18 protein-coding genes, 2 tRNA genes, 1 other RNA gene and 4 pseudogenes are annotated in these 24,454 nt (G+C 34.3%); 1 reads left to right on the top strand and 24 read right to left on the bottom strand.

From position 1 onward, the window contains the following. Positions 1 to 53: 53 nt before the first annotated feature. From manA to THESIDRAFT1_RS07250, 20 genes and pseudogenes are all read right to left on the bottom strand, one after another. Entirely contained in the window at positions 54 to 1,010 is a 957-nt protein-coding gene (manA, locus tag THESIDRAFT1_RS07340) for a mannose-6-phosphate isomerase, class I (protein WP_006569979.1), read from the bottom strand. Positions 1,011 to 1,075: 65 nt separating this feature from the next. Next, positions 1,076 to 1,777, bottom strand: coding sequence for a purine-nucleoside phosphorylase (deoD, locus tag THESIDRAFT1_RS07335; protein ID WP_003870190.1), 702 nt, complete (start codon positions 1,775 to 1,777; stop codon positions 1,076 to 1,078). A 150-nt stretch (positions 1,778 to 1,927) separates the two neighbouring features. Continuing rightward, positions 1,928 to 2,276, bottom strand: an RNA gene (rnpB, locus tag THESIDRAFT1_RS12725) — RNase P RNA component class A. A gap of 77 nt (positions 2,277 to 2,353) precedes the next feature. Next, a complete protein-coding gene (locus THESIDRAFT1_RS07330) occupies positions 2,354 to 3,469 on the bottom strand; it encodes a Nif3-like dinuclear metal center hexameric protein (RefSeq protein WP_003870191.1) in 1,116 nt (371 codons plus the stop codon). Then, on the bottom strand, positions 3,429 to 4,133 hold the full coding sequence (locus THESIDRAFT1_RS07325) for a tRNA (adenine(22)-N(1))-methyltransferase (protein ID WP_003870192.1): 705 nt from the start codon (positions 4,131 to 4,133) through the stop codon (positions 3,429 to 3,431). Before THESIDRAFT1_RS07325 ends, THESIDRAFT1_RS07330 begins: the two co-directional genes overlap by 41 nt. 64 nt (positions 4,134 to 4,197) lie before the next feature. Continuing rightward, a tRNA-Ile gene (locus THESIDRAFT1_RS07320) sits at positions 4,198 to 4,273 on the bottom strand. A gap of 6 nt (positions 4,274 to 4,279) precedes the next feature. Further along, positions 4,280 to 4,354, bottom strand: a tRNA-Asn gene (locus THESIDRAFT1_RS07315). Positions 4,355 to 4,402: 48 nt separating this feature from the next. Beyond that, a pseudogene (gene rpoD, locus THESIDRAFT1_RS07310) lies at positions 4,403 to 5,475 on the bottom strand (RNA polymerase sigma factor RpoD). 31 nt (positions 5,476 to 5,506) lie between these two features. Then, the gene (gene dnaG / locus THESIDRAFT1_RS07305; RefSeq protein WP_003870193.1) at positions 5,507 to 7,297 is read right to left on the bottom strand and encodes a DNA primase; all 1,791 of its coding nucleotides are present in this window, start codon (positions 7,295 to 7,297) and stop codon (positions 5,507 to 5,509) included. A gap of 136 nt (positions 7,298 to 7,433) precedes the next feature. Next, positions 7,434 to 8,447 (bottom strand): deoxyguanosinetriphosphate triphosphohydrolase, encoded by a 1,014-nt coding sequence (locus THESIDRAFT1_RS07300; protein ID WP_003870194.1) that lies wholly within the window; start codon positions 8,445 to 8,447, stop codon positions 7,434 to 7,436. Positions 8,448 to 8,527: 80 nt separating this feature from the next. Beyond that, positions 8,528 to 8,767, bottom strand: a complete 240-nt coding sequence (secG, locus tag THESIDRAFT1_RS07295; RefSeq protein ID WP_003870195.1) for a preprotein translocase subunit SecG — start codon at positions 8,765 to 8,767, stop codon at positions 8,528 to 8,530. A gap of 357 nt (positions 8,768 to 9,124) precedes the next feature. Continuing rightward, the gene (eno, locus tag THESIDRAFT1_RS07290; protein WP_003870196.1) at positions 9,125 to 10,414 is read right to left on the bottom strand and encodes a phosphopyruvate hydratase; all 1,290 of its coding nucleotides are present in this window, start codon (positions 10,412 to 10,414) and stop codon (positions 9,125 to 9,127) included. A 38-nt stretch (positions 10,415 to 10,452) separates the two neighbouring features. Further along, complete coding sequence (gpmI, locus tag THESIDRAFT1_RS07285) at positions 10,453 to 11,997, bottom strand: 2,3-bisphosphoglycerate-independent phosphoglycerate mutase (protein WP_006569978.1); 1,545 nt, start codon at positions 11,995 to 11,997, stop codon at positions 10,453 to 10,455. Between the two features lie 12 nt (positions 11,998 to 12,009). After that, a complete protein-coding gene (gene tpiA / locus THESIDRAFT1_RS07280; protein ID WP_083837434.1) occupies positions 12,010 to 12,756 on the bottom strand; it encodes a triose-phosphate isomerase in 747 nt (248 codons plus the stop codon). Between the two features lie 13 nt (positions 12,757 to 12,769). Next, on the bottom strand, positions 12,770 to 13,951 hold the full coding sequence (locus tag THESIDRAFT1_RS07275) for a phosphoglycerate kinase (protein WP_006569976.1): 1,182 nt from the start codon (positions 13,949 to 13,951) through the stop codon (positions 12,770 to 12,772). 65 nt (positions 13,952 to 14,016) lie between these two features. Further along, complete coding sequence (gene gap / locus THESIDRAFT1_RS07270; protein ID WP_003870200.1) at positions 14,017 to 15,024, bottom strand: type I glyceraldehyde-3-phosphate dehydrogenase; 1,008 nt, start codon at positions 15,022 to 15,024, stop codon at positions 14,017 to 14,019. A 48-nt stretch (positions 15,025 to 15,072) separates the two neighbouring features. Then, positions 15,073 to 16,095 carry a sugar-binding transcriptional regulator gene (locus tag THESIDRAFT1_RS07265; protein ID WP_006569975.1) on the bottom strand — a complete coding sequence of 341 codons (1,023 nt, stop codon included), beginning with the start codon at positions 16,093 to 16,095 and terminating at the stop codon, positions 15,073 to 15,075. Positions 16,096 to 16,186: 91 nt separating this feature from the next. Further along, a complete protein-coding gene (gene rpoN / locus THESIDRAFT1_RS07260) occupies positions 16,187 to 17,596 on the bottom strand; it encodes an RNA polymerase factor sigma-54 (protein WP_006569974.1) in 1,410 nt (469 codons plus the stop codon). Positions 17,597 to 17,705: 109 nt separating this feature from the next. After that, positions 17,706 to 17,978 carry an acylphosphatase gene (locus tag THESIDRAFT1_RS07255; protein WP_003870203.1) on the bottom strand — a complete coding sequence of 91 codons (273 nt, stop codon included), beginning with the start codon at positions 17,976 to 17,978 and terminating at the stop codon, positions 17,706 to 17,708. An 18-nt stretch (positions 17,979 to 17,996) separates the two neighbouring features. Beyond that, complete coding sequence (locus tag THESIDRAFT1_RS07250; RefSeq protein ID WP_006569973.1) at positions 17,997 to 18,821, bottom strand: Cof-type HAD-IIB family hydrolase; 825 nt, start codon at positions 18,819 to 18,821, stop codon at positions 17,997 to 17,999. A 172-nt stretch (positions 18,822 to 18,993) separates the two neighbouring features. Between THESIDRAFT1_RS07250 and perR the strand changes: the two genes are divergently transcribed. Beyond that, complete coding sequence (gene perR / locus THESIDRAFT1_RS07245) at positions 18,994 to 19,416, top strand: transcriptional regulator PerR (RefSeq protein ID WP_003870205.1); 423 nt, start codon at positions 18,994 to 18,996, stop codon at positions 19,414 to 19,416. 46 nt (positions 19,417 to 19,462) lie between these two features. On the opposite strand, the pseudogene THESIDRAFT1_RS07240 reads toward perR, so the two are convergent. The 4 genes and pseudogenes from THESIDRAFT1_RS07240 to THESIDRAFT1_RS14750 form a co-directional block, all read right to left on the bottom strand. Beyond that, positions 19,463 to 20,937, bottom strand: a pseudogene (locus THESIDRAFT1_RS07240) (VanW family protein). Positions 20,938 to 21,035: 98 nt separating this feature from the next. Then, entirely contained in the window at positions 21,036 to 21,677 is a 642-nt protein-coding gene (gene nth, locus THESIDRAFT1_RS07235; RefSeq protein ID WP_039929249.1) for an endonuclease III, read from the bottom strand. 5 nt (positions 21,678 to 21,682) lie between these two features. Further along, positions 21,683 to 22,808, bottom strand: a pseudogene (gene queG, locus THESIDRAFT1_RS07230) (tRNA epoxyqueuosine(34) reductase QueG). Beyond that, a pseudogene (locus THESIDRAFT1_RS14750) lies at positions 22,808 to 24,387 on the bottom strand (Lon-like protease helical domain-containing protein). The pseudogenes queG and THESIDRAFT1_RS14750 overlap by 1 nt, the downstream one beginning before the upstream one ends. Between the last annotated feature and the right edge of the window lie 67 nt (positions 24,388 to 24,454).

Here is a 24,454-nt window from a genome sequence, read left to right as displayed (position 1 = left end):
TCTTGCTTTTTTATTATACAATTTTAATAAAAGGTTGTCAATATTTACGCTTTCTATATATAAGCTTTGAGCACCTTGCAATTGCCCTCTATTGTATAACTTGGAATAGAAGCAGGTATTAATACAGTTTCTCCTGCCTTTAATTCAACAGTACCTTCATAATAGTCAATTTTACAATTTCCTTCTACAGCTGTTAAAGTGTTAAATTTTCCTTCTGTATCTATTTTTACTTCTTCATTTATTTCAATTATACTTACCTGAAAATATGGAGATTTAACAACATGAGATATGCGTCCGCCTTGTATTCCTTTAAATTCAGGTATTATTTTATCTGTTTTTAAATTAAAATCTATAACATCTAATGCTTTTTCTATATGTAACTTCCTTTTCCTCCCGAATTCATCTACTCTATTGTAATCATATACTCTATAGGTGAGGTCTGAATTTTGTTGAATTTCACAAATAAGTATGCCTTCACCTATAGCATGCACCATCCCTGAAGGTATGTAAACCACATCTCCTGGCTTTACTTCTATTTCTTTTAAACATTCTTCTAATCTTTCTTCCTCCAATAGCCTTTTAAATTCTTCTTTTGTAGTTCCTTCCTTTAAACCACATACAAGTTTAGCCCCTGGTTTTGCATCTATTATATACCACATCTCTGTTTTTCCAGAATCGCCATTTTCGTATTTAAAAGCATATTCATCATCTGGATGAACTTGGACAGAAAGTTTGTCTTGTGCATCAATTATTTTGATAAGTAAAGGAAATCTCTCATAATTTACCCCTTTACCGTATATATCCTCAAAAAATTTGTAGGCTATATCACTTAGTTTTTGGCCATTAAATTCTCCACCTTCAATTACACTAACAGCTGTTCTATTGTCAGATATTGTCCACAATTCTCCAATTTTTTTACCCTCGGGAATATCAAATCCAAATTTATCTCTTAATGCAGTACCTCCCCATATTCTCTCCATAAAAATAGGCTTAAATTTTAAAGGTTTCATCAACTATCAGCTCCTTTTTCAATTATTTTAAAAGAGGATAAACAAGGTTATCCTCTTTTAAAAAATTATTCAGCTATTTCTAGTGCAATTTTCACCATGTCCATAAAAGTCTTTTGCCTTTCTTCAGCTGTCGTTGCTTCTCCGGTAACCAAGCTATCGCTCACTGTCAATATTGTAAGAGCATCTACATTGTACTTAGCAGCCAAAGTATATAGTCCTGCAGTTTCCATTTCTACTGCCAAAACACCAAACTTCGCCCATAGTTTCCAACTGTCTGGGTCATCATTATAAAAAGTATCCGTTGTAAGAATATTTCCTACTTTAGGTTGTATTCCTAACTCCATTGCTTTATCATAGGCTTTTTTCAATAATTTAAAACTTGCTGTAGGAGCATAATCCATGCCATTAAATCTAATCTTATTTATTGCAGAGTCTGTTGAAGAGCTCATGGCAATTACTATATCTCTGAGTTTGATATCTGGCTGCAAAGAACCACAAGTACCTATTCTTATAAGATTTTTCACGTTGTAACTGGTTATAAGCTCATTTACATAAATAGATAAAGAAGGTACTCCCATGCCTGTCCCTTGAACTGACACTCTTTTCCCTTTATAATATCCTGTAAAACCATACATTCCTCTAACTTCATTGTAACATTTTACATCTTCAAGAAAATTTTCTGCTATGTATTTAGCCCTTAAAGGATCTCCTGGCAATAACACTGTTTGAGCGATTTCGTTTTCTTTAGCCCCAATATGTATGCTCATCTGAATCTCTCCTTCTATAATAGTTTTGCCCATATATAATATTAGCAAAAAACAGCTTTTAAATCAAACAAAAATTTATGGACCAAACAATTTTTTAATTTTGTATAAATAAAAAATAAAAAATACCACAAAATCATGGTATTTTAAATGCATGTGAGCAAGTCTATAAGCCGAGTTCTGTCGAGGATGGCCATCTATCTAGGGGGTCAGTTGCCTGACACCTCTAGCGGCATAACCCGAGGGAAACGGCGGGCCACCTACTCCCTCCTATTCGCCTTGCTCCAGGTGGGGTTTGCAGAGCAGACCAGTCGCCTGGTCCCTGGTGAGCTCTTACCTCACCTTTCCACCCTTACCTGGCACTAAACAAGTTGAGTGCCAGGCGGTATATCTCTGTTGCACTTTCCTTGGAGTCGCCTCCACCGGGTGTTACCCGGCACCCTGCCCTGTGGAGCTCGGACTTTCCTCGTGCGAAATCACACGCGGCCATCCGACTTACTCACATGCGTTATTTCATATATATTTTTCTAATATCAGTCGAGTATATATTATCATATATATCTGTTTTTGTCAACCTAATTATAGATACATAAAAGGATCTTTTTGACTTTCACTAATTAATACTTCTATTTCGTGTCCCTGTTTCTGAGTTTCATCGATTATATATTCTGCAATAAACCTGACTGCAATATTCTCCGTAGCAAAATGTCCAGCATCAATTAAAGCCAATCCGAGGTGTTGGGCTTCTACTGCATCGTGATAGCCAATATCTGCTGTTATTAAAACATCCGCTCCTTTAGAAACAGCTTTGTGAATAAGACTTGCACCGCTTCCACCACATACAGCCACTTTTCTGATCTTTTTATTTAGGTCTCCTACCACTCTTAAATTATTAATTTTAAGTTTTGCTTTTACTTGTAAAGCTAATTCTTGCAAAGTAGTTTCTGAAATAATTCCAATTCTTCCAAGCCCATATTCTTCTTTAACATTTTCCAAAGAATAAATATCATAAGCAACCTCTTCATAGGGATGAACATTCAGCATTGCAGTTACCACTTTTTCTAAATATCTCTGAGGTACTATAGTTTCTATCTTTACTTCTTCTGTTTTTTCTAGTTTCCCTGTTTCACCAATGAATGGGTTTGTTCCTTCTAAAGGTCTATAAGTTCCAATGCCTCGCGCCTGAAAAGTAGCATCACTATAATTCCCAACAAAACCAGCGCCTGCACTGCACATAGCATTTCTTACCACTTCTTCATATCCTTGTGGCACATAAACTGCAATTTTTTTATATCCTTCGGAATAAGTGACATCCAAAACTTCCCTATCGTATATTCCTAAGACATTACACAAAATATCATTCACCCCATTTGGAGCTATATCAAAAGAGGTATGGGCTGCATAAAGCGAGATATCATTTTTAATAAGTTGTATTAACAATGAGCCCACTGGATTATCAGCTCTGACATTTTTTATTGGCTTAAAAATTAACGGATGATGAGTTACAATCATATCTACTTTTTTGTCAACCGCTTCTTTAATTACTTCAGAAGTAGCATCCAAAGCTACTAAAACTTTTGAGATATCTTTAGAACCATCTCCTATTAATAATCCCACGTTATCCCACTCTTCAGCAAATTTACGCGGTGCAAGTTTATCCATTATGGAAGCTATTACTTGGCATTTCAAGCCCATTTATCAACACCTCGAATTTCTTTACTTTTTCCTCTAATTGCTTACGCTTTTCATTGGTTTCAGGAAGTTTATTTATGATTTTCTTCATTTTGTCGATTTTATACTGCAAAAATTCTTTTAACAGTGGATGTTTTTTTTGTATGAGTTTTTCCCCTACTTGATAATATATGTCATTTTTGACTTTTTGTCTACCATGTTCTGCTACGATTATTTCATAATATTTTTGATTTTCCTTCACTAATTCCTCATCACAAATTTTATATCCATTTTCTATTAAGTATTTCCTCAAATATGTTGAATCTCTCATAGGTTGAAGTATAAATTTCTTAATAGTTTTTGCAGTATCTTTTCCTTCCTCTAATATCTTTGTAATTAAAATTCCTCCCATACCTGCAATGACAACTACGTCTACTTCCCCTGGAGATAAAACATTAAGACCATTCCCTAACCTTGTGTCTATCAAAGATTGCAAATTTCGCTTCTGAACTTCTTTTACAGCTTTATTTAAGGAACCTTTATTTAAATCTGAAGCAACGACATAGGTAGCTATTTTGTTTTCAATAAGGTAAACAGGAATAAAACCATGGTCAGTACCTATGTCTGCAACTTTTGACCCATGAGGAATATATTCAGCAATTTTCCCTAATCGCTCTGTAAGTTTCATGTAATCCTCCTAAAAGTATAAAAAAATAAAAAAGCATTTAAAGCTAAATGCTTTTTTCTCTAAATGGTGGGCCTTCAGGGATTTGAACCCCGGACCAATCGGTTATGAGCCGACCGCTCTGCCAGCTGAGCTAAAGGCCCAAAAAGTGGCTCCTCAGGTAGGATTCGAACCTACAACCTACCGGTTAACAGCCGGTTGCTCTACCCTTGAGCTACTGAGGAATACAATAATAATTATACAGATTTTTGCCCCATTGTCAAGAAGCTTATTTAATCAAGGAAATCTTTTAATTTTTTGCTTCTGCTGGGATGCCTCAATTTTCTTAATGCTTTTGCCTCAATTTGTCTTATGCGTTCTCTTGTAACATTAAATTCTTTTCCTACTTCCTCTAAAGTTCTTGCTCGGCCGTCATCAAGGCCAAACCTAAGTCTTAGTACTTTCTCTTCCCTTGGCGTTAGAGTATCAAGAACATCCATCAATTGTTCTTTTAGCATTGTAAAAGCAGCAGCTTCTGCTGGAGCTGGTGCATCTTCATCGGGTATAAAATCTCCTAAGTGGCTGTCTTCCTCTTCCCCAATAGGAGTTTCTAAAGATACAGGTTCTTGCGCTATTTTCATTATCTCTCTTACTTTTTCTTCTGGCATACCCATCTCTTTTGCCAACTCTTCAGGGGTAGGTTCGCGACCTAATTCCTGCAGCAATTGCCTTTGAACTCTTATCAATTTGTTGATAGTTTCTACCATGTGTACAGGGATTCTTATGGTTCTTGCTTGGTCTGCAATAGCTCTTGTTATAGCCTGTCTTATCCACCATGTGGCATAAGTACTGAATTTGTAGCCTTTTCTATAGTCAAATTTTTCAACTGCTTTGAGTAACCCTAAATTTCCCTCTTGTATCAAATCTAAGAAAAGCATTCCTCTTCCTACGTATCTTTTTGCTATGCTTACAACCAATCTTAAATTGGCTTCTATAAGTCTTTTTTTAGCTTCTTCGTCTCCTTGTTCGATTCTTTTTGCCAATTCAATCTCTTCTTCAGGAGTGAGAAGAGGAATCTTGCCTATCTCCTTCAAATACATTCTCACAGGGTCATCTATACTGATTCCTTCAGGAAGAGAAAGGTCTAAGTCTAAATCTTCTTCAGTTATTTCTTCCTGACGAGGTTCTTCCCCAACAATTTCAATTCCCATGTCTTCAAAAGCATCATATACCTTCTCAATTTGGTCAGGATTTAAATCAATATCTTCTAAAGAATCCATTATCTCATTGTAGGTGAGCATCCCAGTTTTTTTCCTTTATTGATAAGTTCTGTAATGGCTTCTTTAGACAATTCTTCGTTGTTCATAGGTTTCCCCTCCCTATGGGTTTCTTTCTTTTTAGCCATTTTTTATCTTTAGCATCTCCTTTTCACAATTTTGTAATTCTATTAAAAGTTGCCTTTCTTTATCTATATCCCCCAACATATGAGCTTCATTGATGGCTCTTTTAATCTTTTCTCTTTTAACTGCCAAACTGTTAATGAGAATCTTGTTTATAATATCATCAATAGCTTGTTCAGTAATATTTTCACTCTCGTAAAAAGCTTTAATAATATCGTTAAAATCAGATATGAGATTTTCGTCTTGTAATAAATAAACAATATCATTTATTTGAGTTTTTTTCCCATCCTCCAACCTTGACATTATTTCTTCAAAAATTGGCTTTAATTTAACATTCTCCAGCATATCGGCAGTAATTGTTTCTTTCACCCTTTTGTAAAGATTATTATCATACAGCAGCAATGCAATTAAGTACTTTTCTGGTGATATTTTACTACTGCTACTGTATATATTATGCCTTATCTTGCCAGCCATATACATATTTTTTTGATTTTTTTCAATTTCCCTATTGACAAAACGAGCAACCTCTGTTCTCACTGCATTCTCAGATATTTGAGCAACTTTAGCCACTGAAGAAATATAGACTTCCCTTTTCACTTCATCAGAAAGTTTTGCGATATCTTTTGCAATTTTTTTAACATATATTATTCTATCTTGAGGGTTATCAAGGTCGAGATTTTTTCTATATACCTTTGCTTTAAACTCAATTAAACTATCGGCATTTTCTATTAATTGATTAAATGCTTCTACTCCTTCTTTTTTTATAAACTCATCAGGGTCTTTCCCATAAGGAATAGTCAGTACTTTTATATTTAAATTCAATTCATCAAGAATGTCAAGTCCTCTTAATGCGGCACTAATACCAGCTTCATCCGCATCATAAGCAATTACAACATTTCCTTTATACCTTTTTATGAGTCTTGCTTGGTCCCCTGTCAAAGCGGTTCCTAAAGATGCTACAGCACAATCTATTCCAGCTTGGTGTAAGGAAATAGCGTCCATGTATCCTTCTACAATAATAAATTTGTCTTGTTGAGTTTTTTTAGCAAAATTTATTGCAAATAGCGTTTTGCCTTTTTTAAAGACCTCTGTCTCCGGAGTGTTTAAGTATTTAGGCAAACTATCATCAATAGAGCGGCCTCCAAAACCTATAACATTACCCTTTACATCTATAATAGGAAACATTACTCTATTTCTAAACCTGTCGTAATAGCGGTTATTTTTTTGAGACAAAAGTCCCGCCTTTACCAGAAAACTTTCTGTATAGCCTTTTTCCTTTAAAAAATTTAAAAGTCCATTTCCTTGAGGTGGTGAATAACCTATTCCAAATTTTTTTATCGTTGCTTCTGTCAAACCTCTTTTTCTTATATAAGCTAAAGCCTGTCTACCTTCTTCAGAAAAAAGCTTATTATAAAAATACATAGCTGCTAATTTATTTATTTTATATATTTCGTCAATAAGCTTCTTTCTTCGGTACTCCTGATCACTTAGTTGGCTTTCTTCAAGAGTTATTCCCACTCTATCTGCTAAAAATTCAATTGCTTCTTTAAAAGTCAAATTTTCAATATCCATTATAAAAGTAACAACATTTCCACTGGCATTACAGCCAAAACAGTGATAAACCTGTTTTTCTTGACTGACCATAAAAGATGGGGTTTTTTCTCTATGAAAAGGACACAGACCTTTAAATTCTTTTCCCGCTTTTTTTAGTTCTACATACTCTGATATAACATCTACTATGTCATTTGCTTCTATGACCTTTTCAATCATTTCTCTTGAGTAAGCCATCAATATCACCTAATTATTCTATTCGACAAAAATTGTTAAATTCCTCTTTACCAAATTAATTTATTAGTAGCGACCAATATATATTCGACAAAAGATTTAAAAATCCTTCTTTGGTTTTATTAAATTTTTATTAAAATCAAAAAATATTTTGCTCAAACCAAGGACTGGGCAAAAAAATCTCTTTGTATTTTAAAAGAGCATATTTGTCTGTCATACCAGCAATATAATCAGCAACAGCTCTTTCTCTTCCATAAATCTCAGCAAGTTTTATAAATTCTTGAGGCATCTTGTCAATATTGTCATAAAAGTAATAAAACAATTGCTCTACTACTCTTTTGGCTTTTTCCTCATCTTTTTTAGCTTTTGACCCAATATAAACTTTTTTGAATAAAAAATCCCTCAAGCTATAAGTAGCCTCATAAATCTCTTTACTCATTGAAACTCTTGGCTTTCCTAAGCTATTATTTATAACATCTTTTACCATTGTATCTATTCTCTTACTATGCTTATCTCCCAAAATTCCTATTAAATCTTTTGGCAAATCCTCCGGCTTTAAAACTTTTCCCCTTATTGCATCATCTATATCATGATTAATGTATGCTATTTTATCAGAAATTTGTACTACTTGTCCCTCTAAAGTCTGAGGATTTCCTGCGGTAGAGTGGTTACATATGCCATCCTTAACTTCCCAAGTCAAATTAAGACCCTTTCCATCATTTTCTAAAACCTCAACCACTCTAATGCTTTGTTCATTATGTCTAAAGCCATCTTTTAAAAGTCTATTTAAAACTTCCTCACCAGAATGGCCAAAAGGAGTATGTCCTAAATCATGACCTAAAGCAATAGCTTCTGTCAAATCTTCGTTTAACCTCAAAGCTCTTGCAATTGTTCTTGCAATCTGAGCTACTTCTAAAGTATGAGTTAGCCTTGTTCTATAATGGTCACCTTCTGGAGAAATAAAGACTTGTGTTTTATGGCTCAATCTTCTAAAAGCTTTGCTATGAATAATCCTGTCTCTATCTCTTTGAAATTCTGTCCTTATATCGCATTTTTCCTCTTCTTTATCCCTGCCGCGAGTTTCACGGCTTTTTGTCGCATAAGGAGAAAGCAGCTGATATTCTAATTCCTCTGTAATTTCTCTAATTTTCATTTGACCACCTAGCCTTTTTTAATGGTGGTAAAAATAAAAACCCATAAAGGGTTTCTTAATTTCTAAATGCACTGTCTTTTTTATTTAGCCATCATTATAGTCAATACCATAGACAAAATTATAAACAACGCCGCCGCTATAGTTGTAAGCCTTTCTAATGTCCCCTCCATAGTTCGAGCTTTATTTTTCCCAAAAAATGTTTCTGCTCCTCCTGCAATTACACCAGAAATACCTGCACTTTTGCCCTTTTGTAAAAGTATAACTACTATTAAGAAAATGCTAACCAAAATTTGTATAACCATAAGTACAGTTTTTAGCATATTTACACCGCCTTATCTCTAATTTTTGCTCTGTCAAAAACACAATACCACATACTATATTATATCATAATGTATCTCTTAATCAAGAGGTTTTATTAAAAAGTGTGTGTCAAAAGTTAATAGTTGCCCGCCTCCGCCATCCTTGGCTTCGGCCCCGCTTCCGTCTTTCGGTCTCGCTAAGTTTCCCGGCACTCAACTGAACGGGCTGGTCCTTTCTCTTATTCTCCTTTTTTAACATTTTCGGTTGAGTGCCGGGCTGTCAAGTCGCTTCTCTTGTGCAAAATGTCAGCAATATTACCTAACTTATAATTTTACACAGACTATTAAAAAAGGGAACCCATTTGGATCCCCTTTTAATTACTTTTTTACATTGTAAAAAGCATTTTTGCCAAGATATTGAGCTGTGCTTCCTAAAGCTTCTTCAATTCTTAAAAGCTGATTGTATTTTACGACTCTGTCAGTTCTTGCAGGTGCTCCAGTTTTAATTTGCCCTGCATTTACTCCAACTACAAGGTCTGCAATTGTTGAATCTTCTGTCTCTCCTGAGCGGTGAGACACAACAGCTGTATATCCTGCTCTTTTTGCCATTTCAATAGCATCAAGAGTTTCTGTTAAAGTTCCTATTTGATTGAGTTTTATAAGGATTGAATTTGCTACTCCCATGCTTATACCTTTTGAAAGTCTTTGAGTATTCGTTACAAATAAGTCGTCTCCTACAAGCTGTATCTTCTTGCCTAATCTTTCAGTCAATAGTTTCCATCCATTCCAGTCTTCTTCTGCAAGACCGTCTTCAATAGAGACAATAGGATATTTGTTAACAAGTTGTTCCCAAAAATCTACCATTTCTTCGGGGGTTCTTACAATTCCTTCTCCTTCAAAATGATATTTCCCATCCTCTTTATAAAGCTCTGTTGAAGCAGGATCTAATGCTAATACTATATCTTCTCCTGGCACATATCCCGCTTTTTCTATAGCTTCCAATATGACTTGTATAGCTTCTTCATTTGAGGTAAGGTTGGGAGCAAAACCTCCTTCATCACCAACTGTTGTACTTAACCCTTTAGAATGTAACACGTTTTTCAAATTGTGATAAACTTCTGAACACATTCTTAATGCTTCACGGAAGTTTGGAGCACCAACAGGCATTATCATAAACTCTTGTATATCTACATTGTTATCAGCGTGTTTTCCACCGTTTAATATGTTCATCATTGGCACAGGAAGAGTTTTTGCATTTACTCCACCAATGTATTGATACAAAGGTAAACCACATTCCTCAGCTGCTGCCTTTGCCACTGCCAAAGATACCCCTAAGATAGCATTTGCTCCTAATTTGCTCTTATTGGGAGTTCCATCTAGTTCAATCATCGCTTTGTCAATTGCTACTTGGTCTTGTGCTTCCATGCCAATTAGCTCAGGAGCAATAATGTCATTGACATTTTGAACAGCTTTTAGCACTCCTTTTCCCAAATATCTTGATTTATCTCCATCTCGTAACTCAACTGCTTCAAAAGCTCCTGTAGAAGCCCCTGAAGGCACAGCAGCTCTTCCTACGGCACCGCTATCTAACTCTACCTCTACTTCAACTGTGGGATTTCCACGGGAGTCAAGTATTTCTCTTGCAAAAATATCAATTATTGATGACATGACAATTTCTCCTTTCTTTTTAAATTTTATTTTAAATTTTATCTTCTTCCAATGATTAAAGATTTTCCCGTCATCTCTTTAGGAACTGGTAGTTTCATTATGTCCAAAATTGTAGGAGCAATGTCAGCCAGTATCCCATCTTTTCTTAAATCAATATCTCCCTCACCTATAACAATAAATGGAACTGGGTTTGTAGTATGAGCTGTCTGTGGCTCTTTTGTCACAGGGTCAATCATCTCTTCCGCATTGCCATGGTCAGCTGTTATAATTATTGTTCCTCCTACACTTTGAACAGCATTTACTATTCTTCCAAGGCACTCATCTATTGCTTCAATCGCTTTTATTGCAGCATTTAAAACTCCTGTATGCCCTACCATATCAGGATTTGCAAAGTTTAAAAGAATAAAGCCATATTGATCTGACATAATCTTAGGTATTACAGTATCTGTAACCTCATAAGCGCTCATTTCTGGCTTTAGGTCGTAAGTAGCTACTTTAGGCGAAGGAACTAAAATTCTTTCTTCCCCTTCATTTGGCTCTTCTACGCCACCGTTGAAGAAGAAAGTCACATGGGCGTATTTTTCTGTTTCTGCAATTCTAAGCTGTTTAATCCCTTTTTTACTTAAGTATTCACCAAGAGTATTCTCCAGTCTTTCTGGCTTATACGCCACATGTATGTTTTCAAAGGTTTCATCATATTGCGTCATAGACACAAAGAATACAGGCAAATACCCTTTTTCTCTTTCAAAATGGTTAAATACCTCGTCAATAAAAGCTCTGGTAAGTTGCCTTACTCTGTCAGGTCTAAAATTGAAGAATATTATAGAATCCCCCGCTTCTACCGTAGCAACTGGCTTTCCATTTTCTAAAATTACCGTTGGTTCTACAAACTCGTCAGTTTGGTCTTTTGAATAAGCTATATCTATTGCTTCCATTGGTGAATTAGCATAAACACCTTTTCCCAACACTATTGCATCATAAGCCTTTTTAGTTCTATCCCATCTTTTGTCTCTATCCATTGCATAATATCTTCCAGAAATCGTTGCAATTTTTCCTATGCCAATCCTGTTTGACTCTTCTTCAAACTGCTTTATATATTCCTTTGCACAAGCTGGTGGAACATCTCTTCCATCTAAGAAAGCATGAATATATATTTCTTTTAACCCATGTTCTTTTGCCAATTTCATTAAAGCAAATAAATGAGTTATGTGGCTGTGAACCCCTCCATCTGACAAAAGGCCAAAAAGATGTAGTTTTGAGTTGTTTTTCTTTACATTTTCTATCGCATCTAAAAATTCTTTTTTCTTAAAAAAGGTACCTTCTTTGATATCTTTACTAATTCTCGTAAGTTCTTGATATACTATTCTTCCCGCTCCAATATTTAAGTGCCCTACTTCTGAGTTTCCCATTTGTCCCTCAGGAAGTCCTACTGCAAGGCCACTGGCGGAAAGAGTCGTATGGGGATAGTTTTTAAAGTAAAAATCTAAATTTGGAGTATTAGCTTGATATACTGCATTTCCTTCTTTTTTGTCTGATAGTCCAAACCCATCCAGTATAACTAGCATGGTTAATTTTTCAGGCATATAATCCTCTCCTTAATAATTGACAATCTTTGCAAAATCTGATGCTACAAGACTTGCTCCCCCTACTAAAGCCCCGTCTATATCGCTCTCTGCCATGAGTTCAGAAATGTTCTCGGGCTTTACACTCCCCCCATACTGTATCCTAACTAAACTTGCTTTTTCTTTTCCATAAATGGTAGCTATAGTATTCCTTATAGCTTTTATCACTTCATTGGCATCTTTAGCTGTAGCAGTTTTGCCAGTACCTATAGCCCAAATTGGCTCATAAGCTATTACTACATTTACAATATCATCGTGGGAAACACCTTTTAAAGCCTCTTTAGTTTGATTTAAAACTACTTCAAAAGTTTTTCCTTCTTCTCTTTGAGAAAGAGATTCTCCTACACACACAATAGGACTTAAGCCGTGAGATAGAGCGGATAAAACTTTTTTATTCACCATTTCATCAGTCTCACCAAAATACTGCCTTCTTTCAGAGTGGCCTATTACAACATATTTCACCCCAATCTCTTTAAGCATTAAAGGTGAAATTTCCCCCGTATATGCGCCCTTTTCTTCCCAAAACATATCTTGTGCTCCGAGAAGAATATTAGTACCTTGAATTACTTTATTTACCTCTGTCAAGTCCACAAAAGGAGGTATTACTACAACTTCTGCTTTTGCGTCTTTCACTTGAGGTATCAATTCCTCAACTAACTTCACCGCTTCAGAAGGGGTCATGTGCATTTTCCAGTTACCTGCAATTATTGGTCTTCTCAAAACAAACACCCCTTTACTTATCATTTAAAACATCAATTCCTGGCAATACTTTGCCTTCCAAAAACTCTAGAGAAGCTCCTCCTCCAGTAGAAATATGAGTGACTTTATCCGCATATCCTAATTGCTCTATAGCAGCTGCAGAATCACCACCGCCTACTATAGTAATACCTTTGCATTCACTCAAAGCTTTCGCAATAGCCTCTGTACCTTTTGCAAACTCAGGAATTTCAAAAACTCCCATAGGCCCATTCCACACTACTGTCATGGCGTGTTTTATCACTTTTGAGTATTCTTCAATAGTCTTAGGTCCAATGTCTACTCCTATTTGGTCTTGAGGCATTTTGTCTATATCGACTACTTCATAAGGTACGCCTGATTTCAATTCTTTAGCAATAACTGTATCAACAGGAAGCATCAAATTAACACCTTTTTGCTTAGCCTTCTCCATTAATTCTTTAGCTAACTCTATTTTATCCTCTTCTAAAAGCGACTTACCAATTTCATATCCTTTTGCTTTTATAAAGGTGTAAGCCATACCACCGCCAATTAAAAGGCTATCTACTTTTTCTAATAGGTTTGTTATAACCCCTATTTTGTCAGAAACTTTAGCTCCTCCTAATATAGCGACAAATGGTCTCTTTGGATTTTCTAAAGCTTCTCCCATAATAGTAAGTTCTTTTTCAATTAAAAAGCCTGATACTGCCGGCAAATAAGCTGCAACGCCTGCTGTAGAAGCATGGGCCCTGTGAGCTGTGCCAAAAGCATCATTTACATATATATCTGCTAAAGAAGCTAACTCTTTTGCAAATTGAGTGTCATTTTTCTCTTCTTCTGCGTGGAATCTCACATTTTCTAAAAGCAATACTTCTCCTTCTTTTAATGCAGCTGCTTTTGCTTTAGCATCATCTCCAATTACATCCTCTGCCATAATGACTTGTTTGCCTAAAAGCTCTGACAACCTTTTTGCAACAGGTTTTAAAGAATATTCTGGATTTACTTTGCCCTTTGGTCTTCCTAAATGGGATACCAGTATTACTTTAGCATTGTGATTTATTAAATACTCAATAGTAGGAAGTGCTGCTTTTATACGAGTGTCATCTGTTATATTTTTGTTTTCATCCATAGGGACATTAAAATCTACTCTCACTAAAACTCTTTTTCCCGCCACATCTATATCCCGCACTGTCTTTTTCATCACAAAAACCTCCTTATATTAGGATTTAAAGGTCCGGTCCACAAAGGACACGGACCCTTTACTACTTAGAGTCTGTCAGCAATATATTTTGCAAGGTCAACAACTCTGTTGGAATAACCCCATTCATTGTCATACCAAGAAACAACTTTCACTAATGTTCCTTCAATTACCATTGTAAGAGGTGCATCAACTATAGAAGATCTGTCGTCTCCTTTATAGTCCATTGAAACTAATGGCTCTTCAGAATAACCTAAAATGCCTTTCATATATGTTTCAGAAGCTTCTTTTAATGCTGCATTAACCTCTTCAACTGTAACAGGTACTTCAACTTCTGCAACAAGGTCAACAACAGATACGTCTGGAGTTGGAACCCTCATCGCAAAACCATTCATTTTTCCTTTTAATTCAGGAATTACTAAGTGAATAGCCTTTGCTGCACCTGTTGTAGTAGGTATTATTGACATAGCCGCAGACCTTGCTCTTCTCAAATCGCTGTGAGGTAAGTCAAGTATTCTTTGGTCATTTGTGTAAGAGTGAACTGTTGTCATCATACCTTTTTTAATGCGGAATTTGTCGTTAATAACCTTAGCTATTGGTGCTAAGCAGTTGGTTGTACAAGAAGCATTTGAAATTACATGATGGTTAGCTGGGTCATACATGTTTTCATTAACACCCATAACAATTGTTATGTCCTCATTCTTAGCAGGTGCAGAAATTATAACTTTTTTAGCTCCAGCATGGATGTGCTTTATAGCATCATCTTTGTTTGTAAATCTTCCTGTGGATTCAATTACAATGTCTACTCCCAATTCTCCCCATGGAAGCTTTGCAGGGTCAGTTTCTTTGAAAATTTTAATTTCCTTGCCATTTACAATTAACGCATCATCCGTATAAGATACTTCTCCTTCAAATTTACCAAAAGTAGAATCGTATTTTAATAGATGAGCCAATGTTTTTGCATCTGTTAAATCGTTGATAGCTACAAATTCAAGGTCAACATTTTTCTTAAATGCAGCTCTGAATACATTTCTTCCAATTCTTCCAAAACCATTGATAGCAACTTTAACACCCATTATGTATTCCTCCTTGATTTTTATTTTATAAACACCTGAAAAGGTGTTTTAAACAATTTTTAAAATCTCAAATGCAGCTCCTTCATCAGTGACAAGCACTTGTACATTGCCACTTCTGCAAGTAGAAACAATAGCTTCTGCTTTACCTTTTCCGCCAGATACTGCTATTAAATTTTTAACAAACTTCAGGTCTTCTAAAGTCAAGAAAATGCTTGGCGTTGCATAGACCACTTTTCCTTCTCTATCAAAATAATATCCTAAAGCTTCAGCTGTAGCATTGTTCCCTTCTAAAAAATCTCTAATATCTTGTGGTAAATTCCTTCTCTCTGCCATTATATCTGCGCGACCTATTCCAAATATCAAAATATCTGCTTTTTTCAAGGTTTCTACTACATCTTTTATATCCGGCTCTTTGATGAGACTCTTTACCGCCTCTTTGCCCAAATTATCCGGCACGTGCAACATCTTGTATGTACCGCCAAGTTTTTTAGCTAAAATTGAAGCGATTGTATTTGCCTGCTTTTCTACTTCCCGGCCTAATCCACCACGGGCTGGCACAACTACTATGTTTGATTGGGAATAAAGTTGAGGCATACCATTAGCCACTTCCAGCACAGTTGAACCACCAGTTAAAGCAATAATACTGTCATAATTTATTATAGTTTTTAGGTAATTCGCCGCTGATTTTCCTAATTCTTTTTTTATCATAGGATCTTGTTCTATATCTCCTGGTACAACTATGACCTTCTCAATACCCAGCTTGTCCTTTAACAAACTTTCAATATTGTTAAGCCCTTTAAGCTCATGTATAAAATCTTTCAAGTTCTCAATTAATTCTTCTCCCTCTTTGGTGATAGTCATTCCCATCGGATTTATATCCACCAAACCTTGAGCCTTCAAAAAGGATACCTCACTTCTAATTATTCGTTCCCCCATATTCAACTGGTGTGAAAGTGCCCTTCGCCCTATGGGTTGATTAAAATATATGTTTCGCATTATAGTATATCTCTTTTGAAGTAAATCTATTAACTCTGGTACTATCTTTTGTTGTAAAGCTATAATATCTTTCATGCCATTTCCCTCTTCAGGACGGTTAAAGTCCCGTTATTCTATAAATGTCCCACATTTCATAAAAAGTATTTACATTAACTATTTTATACTATTAATAAAGCTTTTTCAATAGCCTAAATGGGCATTTACATGCCCATTTAATATCTTCTTCTTTTGATAGTAGAAGGAATGTTGCATTCCTCTCTATATTTTGCCACTGTTCTTCTTGAAATATTAATATTTTTTCTTTTAAAATATCCGCTATTTTCTGGTCACTTAAAGGATTTGTTGGATCTTCTTCTTCGATCAATTTTTTTATGAGATTTTTAATAGTTTCAGCAGAAAATTCATTCCCATTTTTATTAGAAATTCCAGATTGAAAGAAAAATTTTAGTTCAAAAAGCCCTCTTGGAGTCGCAACATATTTCCCATTTATAGCTCTGCTGACAGTAGATTCATGGATACCTACAATATCAGCAATTTGTTTTTGTGTCATAGGCTTTAAGTAATTGATACCTTTGTCAAGAAAATCCCTTTGTAACTCCACTATTGCTTTAACTACTTTATACAAAGTTTCTTTTCTACTTTCTAAACTCTTTATAAGCCACATGGCTGATTGCAGTTTTGAATTTATATATTTTTTAGCTTCTTCATCATGGCTATTTAAAATAGAATGATAGTAATTATTAATCTTGAGCTTAGGAGTGACTGAATCGTTTACTATAACAAAATACTCTCCCTCTCTTTTTATTACCTCCACATCTGGTACAATATATCTAACATCTGCTGTAGAAGAAAAGCTGCTTCCCGGTTTAGGATTGAGTTTTTTTATAAAATCTACAGCTTGTTGTACTTCTTTTAGGGAAATATTATACAACTTTGCTAAGTATGAATACTTCCCCTCAGCAATTTCCTCAAGATGATAGTCTACCAATTCTTTTACAATGCCTTTGTAACTATCTTGGGCTAAAAGCTGAAGTTTTAAACATTCTTGCAAATTACGTGCTGCAATTCCTGGGGGGTCAAAAGATTGAACTATAGATAATCCTTCTAATACCTCTTCTTCAGTACATTCCAGAATTTCCGCAATATCTTTTATATCCTCTCTCAAATAACCACTCGGACTTAGACTAAATATTATATATTCACATATTTTCTGGATTTTAGGAGAAACAGGGGTTATGTGAAGTTGGAACAAAAGGTGGTCAGTCAAAGAAGGCTTTGTGGACACAAAGTTTTCATAATTGACTTCTTCTATTTCTTCATCATCGGAATCATCATAATACATTCTCTCTTCTGTTTCTCGTATATATTTAGCCAACTCAGTAAAATCATTAGATTCATATATATCTTCTTCGATAACTTCTTCTTTTTCAAGAAGAGGATTAGTCTCTAATTCCTGTTCTATAAGAGCATTAAGTTCTAAGGAATTTAATTGTAAAATCTCAATAGCCTGTTTTAGTTCAGGAGTCATTATAAGTTTTTGAGTTTGTTGAAGTTTTAAATCGAATTCCATCCTCATATTCATGCACCCTCAATCGCTATTAATAAATTAACTCATTAAAATAGTAAAACTATTTTTTAATTATTATATCACATTTAAACGTTTTATTGAATAAAAAAAAGAGCAACTAATAAATCCGGAAATCCCGATACTCCCCTTTGTAATCCGACCATCTTTCTTCTACATTATCTACTTTTGCCCATCTCAAACCTGTTTTAATAAAATTTATCAATTCTTTAATACTTTCCTCTTCCCCTTCTGCAACAACTTCTACACTGCCATCATAAAGATTTTCCGCATAACCTGCAATTCCCAAAGAAACTGCCTTTTGATACACAGAATACCTCAGCCCCACCCCTTGCACATGTCCGGTTATGCGCAAGTATACAGTTTTTTTCATAAAAATACTCCTTTCTTTTTATTGTTTTAATATAAATTTATCAATAACGTACTTTACACCATCTTCCATATTAGACTTTGTTATAAAATCTGCTACCTTTTTCACTTCTTCAATCGCATTTTCCATTGCTACTCCTAACCCTGCGAACTTGATCATTTCAATATCATTTTCACTATCTCCTATTGCTATCATTTCTTCTTTTTTTATACTTAAATATTCTCCCAAAATTTCAAGAGCCCTTCCTTTGCTAACTCCTTTGTTGACAATTTCAATATTGTCCATGTAGGAACTGGTGATTTGGATTGAATCATTTTTTGACAATTCTTCTCTTATGCTTTTTAATACCTCAATATCATCATTAAAAACTATGATTTTTAAAACACTGTCTTTTAGTTTATCTATGTCTTCTAATGGCTCTTTTATCTCTTTAACATTTACTTTTAATTCTGTTTTAAAAAGCTCATTCCACTCAGCGTATCTTTGAAATTTATTTGTAATCTCTGGCGAAAAAACTGTCGTGTCACTTATAAGCTGAAAATATGTATTATATTTTTGACAAACCTTTATAATTTCTACCATACTGTCATAGTTTAAAATACTTTCATAAATAGTATTATTGTTAGGGTCCCTTATCAAAGCACCATTACTTGCAATTATGTAAGTTCTAAAACCAATCATATCTGCGTAGGCATAGGCGGAAGCAAAAACCCTTCCTGTAGATATTACTACATATACTCCTTTTTCCCGAACTTTATGTAATGCTTTTATATTTTCTTTAGAAATAGTCTTATCATGCCTTAAAAGAGTATCATCCATATCCACGGCAATTAGTTTGTATTGCATCCTTTTCAACTCCTTATTTTATTGTGTTTAATTATATTATACATTATATCACTGTAAATTGCCATATCGTCGATTTGTTCAAAAATAATTGACATTATTAATGAAGAGAGATATAATTAAGACACAAAATATTAAAAGAAAAATATTATCTTTTATGAAATGGAGTGATATAATGGAAGAAGCCGCTGCCCTCTTAAAACAAAAAGGACTTAAAGTAACACCTCAAAGATTAGCAATACTTAATCTGCTTAGAAATACAAAAGAACATCCTACAGCAGAAACTATATACAAAAAGCTTGCCTCTGATTTTCCTACAATGAGTTTAGCTACTGTATATAAAACTTTAGAAGTCTTAAAAAATATAGGGCTCATTCAAGAATTAAACGTAGGAGAAGGCAGTTTCCGATATGATGCTAATACAAACTCACATCCTCATTTGGTATGCCTGGGCTGTGGCAAAGTAGAAGATTTAGATGAATCTGTTCTTCAAAATCTCATAGAAGAAGTGAAAAAGCACACAGATTACAGACTGGTAGAACAAAAATTATATTTTTATGGTTATTGCCCTGCTTGTCAAAAGAAGCTTAGCAATTAAAAAAATTCCCACTTTTTAAATAGAAAGTGGGAATTTTTTTAAGAAATTAAGGGTTGGTAGGCTGGAGCGCACTATCCTGAGGTGGGCTTTCTTGTTCTGGAGTCAAATCACTACTTCCATCCTTTTTTTCCTCGTCTATAGGTTTAGATTTTTCTACTTTTTTAGTTCCTCTTTTAATTACTCCATCTACTGGCTTATACACATCTGTATATAAAAATTCTCTTTTAACTAATTTGTTATTTTCATAAATCAAACGATATGTATTGACTTTATAGCCAGTATGGGGCTGTATATCCACAACCTCTTCTCCTTGAGGCAAGGTCGGGTCATCTATATATTTTATTTTAGGCTCATATTTTTCAACAATCTCTGACTGAATATCTATCCATCTTGAAGGATTTTTCACATAACCATATATGTTCATTACTAATTTGTTGCCTTCTATGTAGGACTCAATATATATGGGATATTGAGTAGAATTTTTAAATTTTAAATCTAAAACATCTCCCGAAATAGTAGCATCTTGTCCTGGTGGTACATAAGCTACCGGAAAACTGTGATGGTATCTTTCAGTAATTGCTATATCCGCCCGTAAAATTGCATTATACAAGGTTGTAGCAATTTGGCACACACCTCCACCGAGATCTGGTACAAGCTTGTTTCCTACTATCACTGGTGCCTCTTTATAACCATTTTCTATAATTCTTGGACCTAAAGTTTTGTTTAAAGAAAAAGTCTCTCCTGGCAAAAGCAATGTTCCATTTACGGCTCTTGCCGCCACTGCTAAATTCCCCGAACGGTTTACATCTTGAAGATTAAATACTGTAGAAAAAGTGGAAATTCGTCCATTTATCATTTCTAACATTGATTTTGAAATTTTTGCTTCAACTTTCTCCGCTACAATCTCTACTTCTGTCTTTTCTGTCTTTCCTTTTACTAATTCATCTATAAGCTGTTTTAGATTTTTTAAAGTTTTCTCTTTATCAACTTTTACACCCTCTACATCTGGTGTAATTTGTTTTACTCCTCCTGTAATTTTTATTTTCGCATTAACTGGCTCTTTATCAATCTCTTGAGAAATTTTATCAACAAACTCTTTTAATTTATTTTCATCGTACTTGGGATAAAAGCTAAAATACTTTCCCTCTTTTTCTGTCACATAAATTTCTCTCACTCTTTCAATAGGATTTCCTTCTCTACCTATTTTGTAAGCTTCATCTACCATTTCTTGATAGCTATAAGATAAATTGATATCTTCTGATGTGATAACAAAATCTTTGTCTTGATACTTAGCTGTAATGGAAAAAGAAGGAAGTTTTATCTTATTTTTAAGAAAATTTACCGCTTCCTCTTTTGTCATCCCTCCTATGCTTATGCCATTTACAAAAATCCCCTTTGCAATAACTTTAGAATTAAGCATTAAATAAAAATACGCAAAAGAAGATGATAAGAAAACCAAAAGCAATAAAATAATTGCAATATAAAAATAATTATTTTTTTAGTACCACCCTTTGCTTGCATTTGCTTCTCTCCTATTCCTTTCTTCCATTTACAATAGTATAATATTACAATTAGCTTTATAATACAATTAATAATTTCTTAAAAAGGTTACGAAAATATTAATTTTTCCTTCCTTTAAAATACAAACACAGATGATTTACAGGGCACTCATCACATTTAGGTTTTCGCGCTGTGCACAAATTTCTTCCGTGATGAATTAAAAGGTGGTGAGATAAAGACCATAAGTTTTCTGGTATTAATTCCATAAGCTGCTTCTCTGTTGTAAAAACATCTTTACTGTCCGCCAGACCTATGCGATTGGACACTCTAAAAACGTGAGTATCCACTGCTATAGCCTGTTTGGAAAAAGCATTGCTTAAAACTACATTGGCAGTCTTTCTCCCCACACCCGGTAATGTCAACAATTCCTCTAAAGTTTCAGGCACTTTGCTATCGTATTTCTCCTTTAAAATTTTACATGTCTCTAATATACTTTTTGATTTATTCCTAAACAAACCACATTCCCTTATTTCCTCTTGAAGCTCTTCAGGAGTAAGCTTTAAAAAATCCTCCGGCGTTTTATACTTTTTAAAAAGCCTGTCAGTAATTATATTTACTCTTTTGTCTGTACACTGCGCTGACAAAATTGTGGCAATTAAAAGCTCAAACGGATTAGTAAATTTAAGCCCTGACTTAGCATTAGGATAAGTATTTTTTAGTATTTCTATGACTTTTAAGGCTTCTTCCTTTGTTATTTGCAATTTCCTCACCCTTTTAACCTATTTATCGCTTTTGCCATCATTTCTTTAGCAAATTCATCTTTTTCTTCAATTAACGCTTCCTTTATTTCAACCACGACTTCTTTATCTTTGTCGCACAAATGAGAAAGAGCCCATGCACTATATCCTCTCAAAAGAGGACTTTGTGACTTTAACAAGTTTTTTATAGGCTCTATACAACTTTTTTCCTTTGTATTGACACAAGCAATTATAGCATTTCTTATTATAATACTTTTTCCCCTCCAAGAGGAAGAAGTTGGTCCAAAAATTTCTGCAAATTCCTTTTTTGACATATTTAAAATTTCTATTAAGTCATGTCTTGGCAGTAACTTATCCGGTACAAATTCTGGCCTTACTACCTTTTTTGCTCTTTTATTAAAAGGACACACTTGCTGGCAAGTATCACAGCCATATATTCTTCTGCCCATTTTTTTAGCTATTTTTTCTTCTATTTTGCCTTTTTTGACTGTAATATAAGACAAACATTTATTGGCATCTATTATATAAGGTTCAACTATAGCATTTGTAGGACAAGCTTTTATACACAAATTACAATCCCCACATTTAGTTTTTTGCGGTGCATCCGGCTCAAAATATTTGTTTATGAGTATTTCTCCTAAAAAAATATATGAACCATATTCATCGTTTATTATAAGTCCATTTTTCCCAAACCACCCTATCCCTGCATGGTAGGCAATTTCTCTTTCTAAAAGCGGGTTATTGTCCACTAAACATACTGTTTTTACTTCTTGGCATTTTGATTTTATAAATTCAGAAAGTTTTTTCCATCTTCTCTTTTAAAACTTTATGATAATCTACTCCCCAGCTGCTTCTTGAAACTATACCAAAGCTTCTACTGTAATATTTAACCTCATATTCTACATTATATGACAAAGCTATGGCTATAATGGATTTCACTTCAGGCAAAATAAATTCAGGAGAGATTCTTTTTTGAATATCTCTCTCCTCAATAGAACAACTATAGCCTAAATTTTCTCTTTCTTTTAGAAAATTGTTATATTCTTTCAAACAATCAGGACTTGCAAAACCTACTAAGTCAATGCCAATTTGTTGTGCAAATTTTTTTATCTCTTCCTTAGTTACACAATCCACTATTTATCCCCTTTATCTTCTTTTTTATTAGACAATAATCCATAATAATATTTAAGCTTTCTATAAACTTTATCGTAAATTTCTTCAAAGCTTTTTCCTGTCAAAATTTCTATCCCTTCTTCAATTGTTTTTACACTGTAGATGTGGAAAAGCCCTCCTTTAACTGCTTCTATAACTTCTTCTGTTAAAACCAAATTATTGACATTTTGATGAGGAATTATTACTCCTTGCTCCCCTGTCAAACCTTTTTCTTTACAAACCTTGTAAAATCCCTCTATTTTATGGGTCACTCCTCCCACCGGTTGTACCTCCCCAAATTGATTGACTGACCCTGTTACGGCAATTCCCTGTTTTATAGAAACTTCTGCAAGGCTGGAAAGGAGTGCATAAAGTTCTGTACTGGAAGCACTATCTCCTTCTACTCCTTCATAAGACTGCTCAAAAACAACTCTAGCAGAAAGGGTCAAAGGGAAATCTTTTGCAAACTTACTCCCTAAATAACCTGTCAATATCATAACTCCTTTGTCGTGTATTCTACCACTCATTTTTGATTCTCTTTCAATATTTACAACCCCTTCTTCCCCTGGGTATGTGGTGACAGTTATCCTTGAAGGCTTACCAAATTCATAATCCCCTAAATTTATAACAGCTAATCCATTGACAACTCCTACTCTTTCTCCCTCAACATCAACAAGATATATGTCCCTTTTGAAATATTCTAAAACTTTTTCTTCTAGCTTATTTACCCTCTTCCAATATTTTCTAAGATGTCCTTTTTTACGCTTTCTAAATATTTTAGCACACTTTCATTTACTTTATATCTCCCCTTTAAATCCTCAATCAAATGACCTACAGCAAAGAGACCTATATTATTGTCCAAATTTTTAATTTCATCTCTCGCTTGTTTGTCAATAGATTGTATTTCCTTCCATATTTGAAGAGCTTTTACTTCAAATTCTGCAGCTCTTTTTTCAATTTCCTTTCTTGTTTCTTCATCTAATTGTTGAAACTCTTCTTGACTTATTTGCCTTCCTTCTATAACAGGAATGCTTATAATACCTGTGCGAGTATCTTTTAAGACAAATCCAAAACTTTTTGCAAGCGTATTTAATTCTTCCATTAGCTCACTCTTTTTTTCTTGGTATTTCTTTATTATCTCACTCTTTTGCATATCATAAGAATCCGATTCAAAAGCTTTAGGTATATCCCTTTGGAGTTGTTCCACAAAATCCTCCATGTCTTTTTTGAATTGCTTGCCCATTCCAGCTGGTAATTCTATCGCTATTGGTTGAGCAGGTTTTTCAAAATTATATACATAAACCCAATCATTTGGCCTTTCTTCCGTTCTTGCAATCTTCTTTATGTAACTGGAGGCAAAACTAGTTTTACCAGTTCCAGTTATTCCTGTTATAAATATGTTGTAACCTTTCTGTTTTATTTTAATTCCAAATTCCATTGCCTTTTTCGCTCTGTCTTGTCCTATTATTCCTTCTAATGGAGGGATTTCTTCAGTTGTGTCAAAATCAAAAACTTCTGGATTTACATATCTTTTTAATCTGTTAAAACTCAACTTTCCCATAACAACACCTACCCAATCTTTTTAATAATAATTATTCGCCAACAAATCAATTTTTCCTCTTTTTACA

The organism is Thermoanaerobacter siderophilus SR4 (genome assembly GCF_000262445.1).
In the GTDB taxonomy this organism is placed as follows: Bacteria; Bacillota; Thermoanaerobacteria; order Thermoanaerobacterales; family Thermoanaerobacteraceae; genus Thermoanaerobacter; species Thermoanaerobacter ethanolicus.
This window is presented reverse-complemented; position numbering and strand designations above follow the sequence as displayed.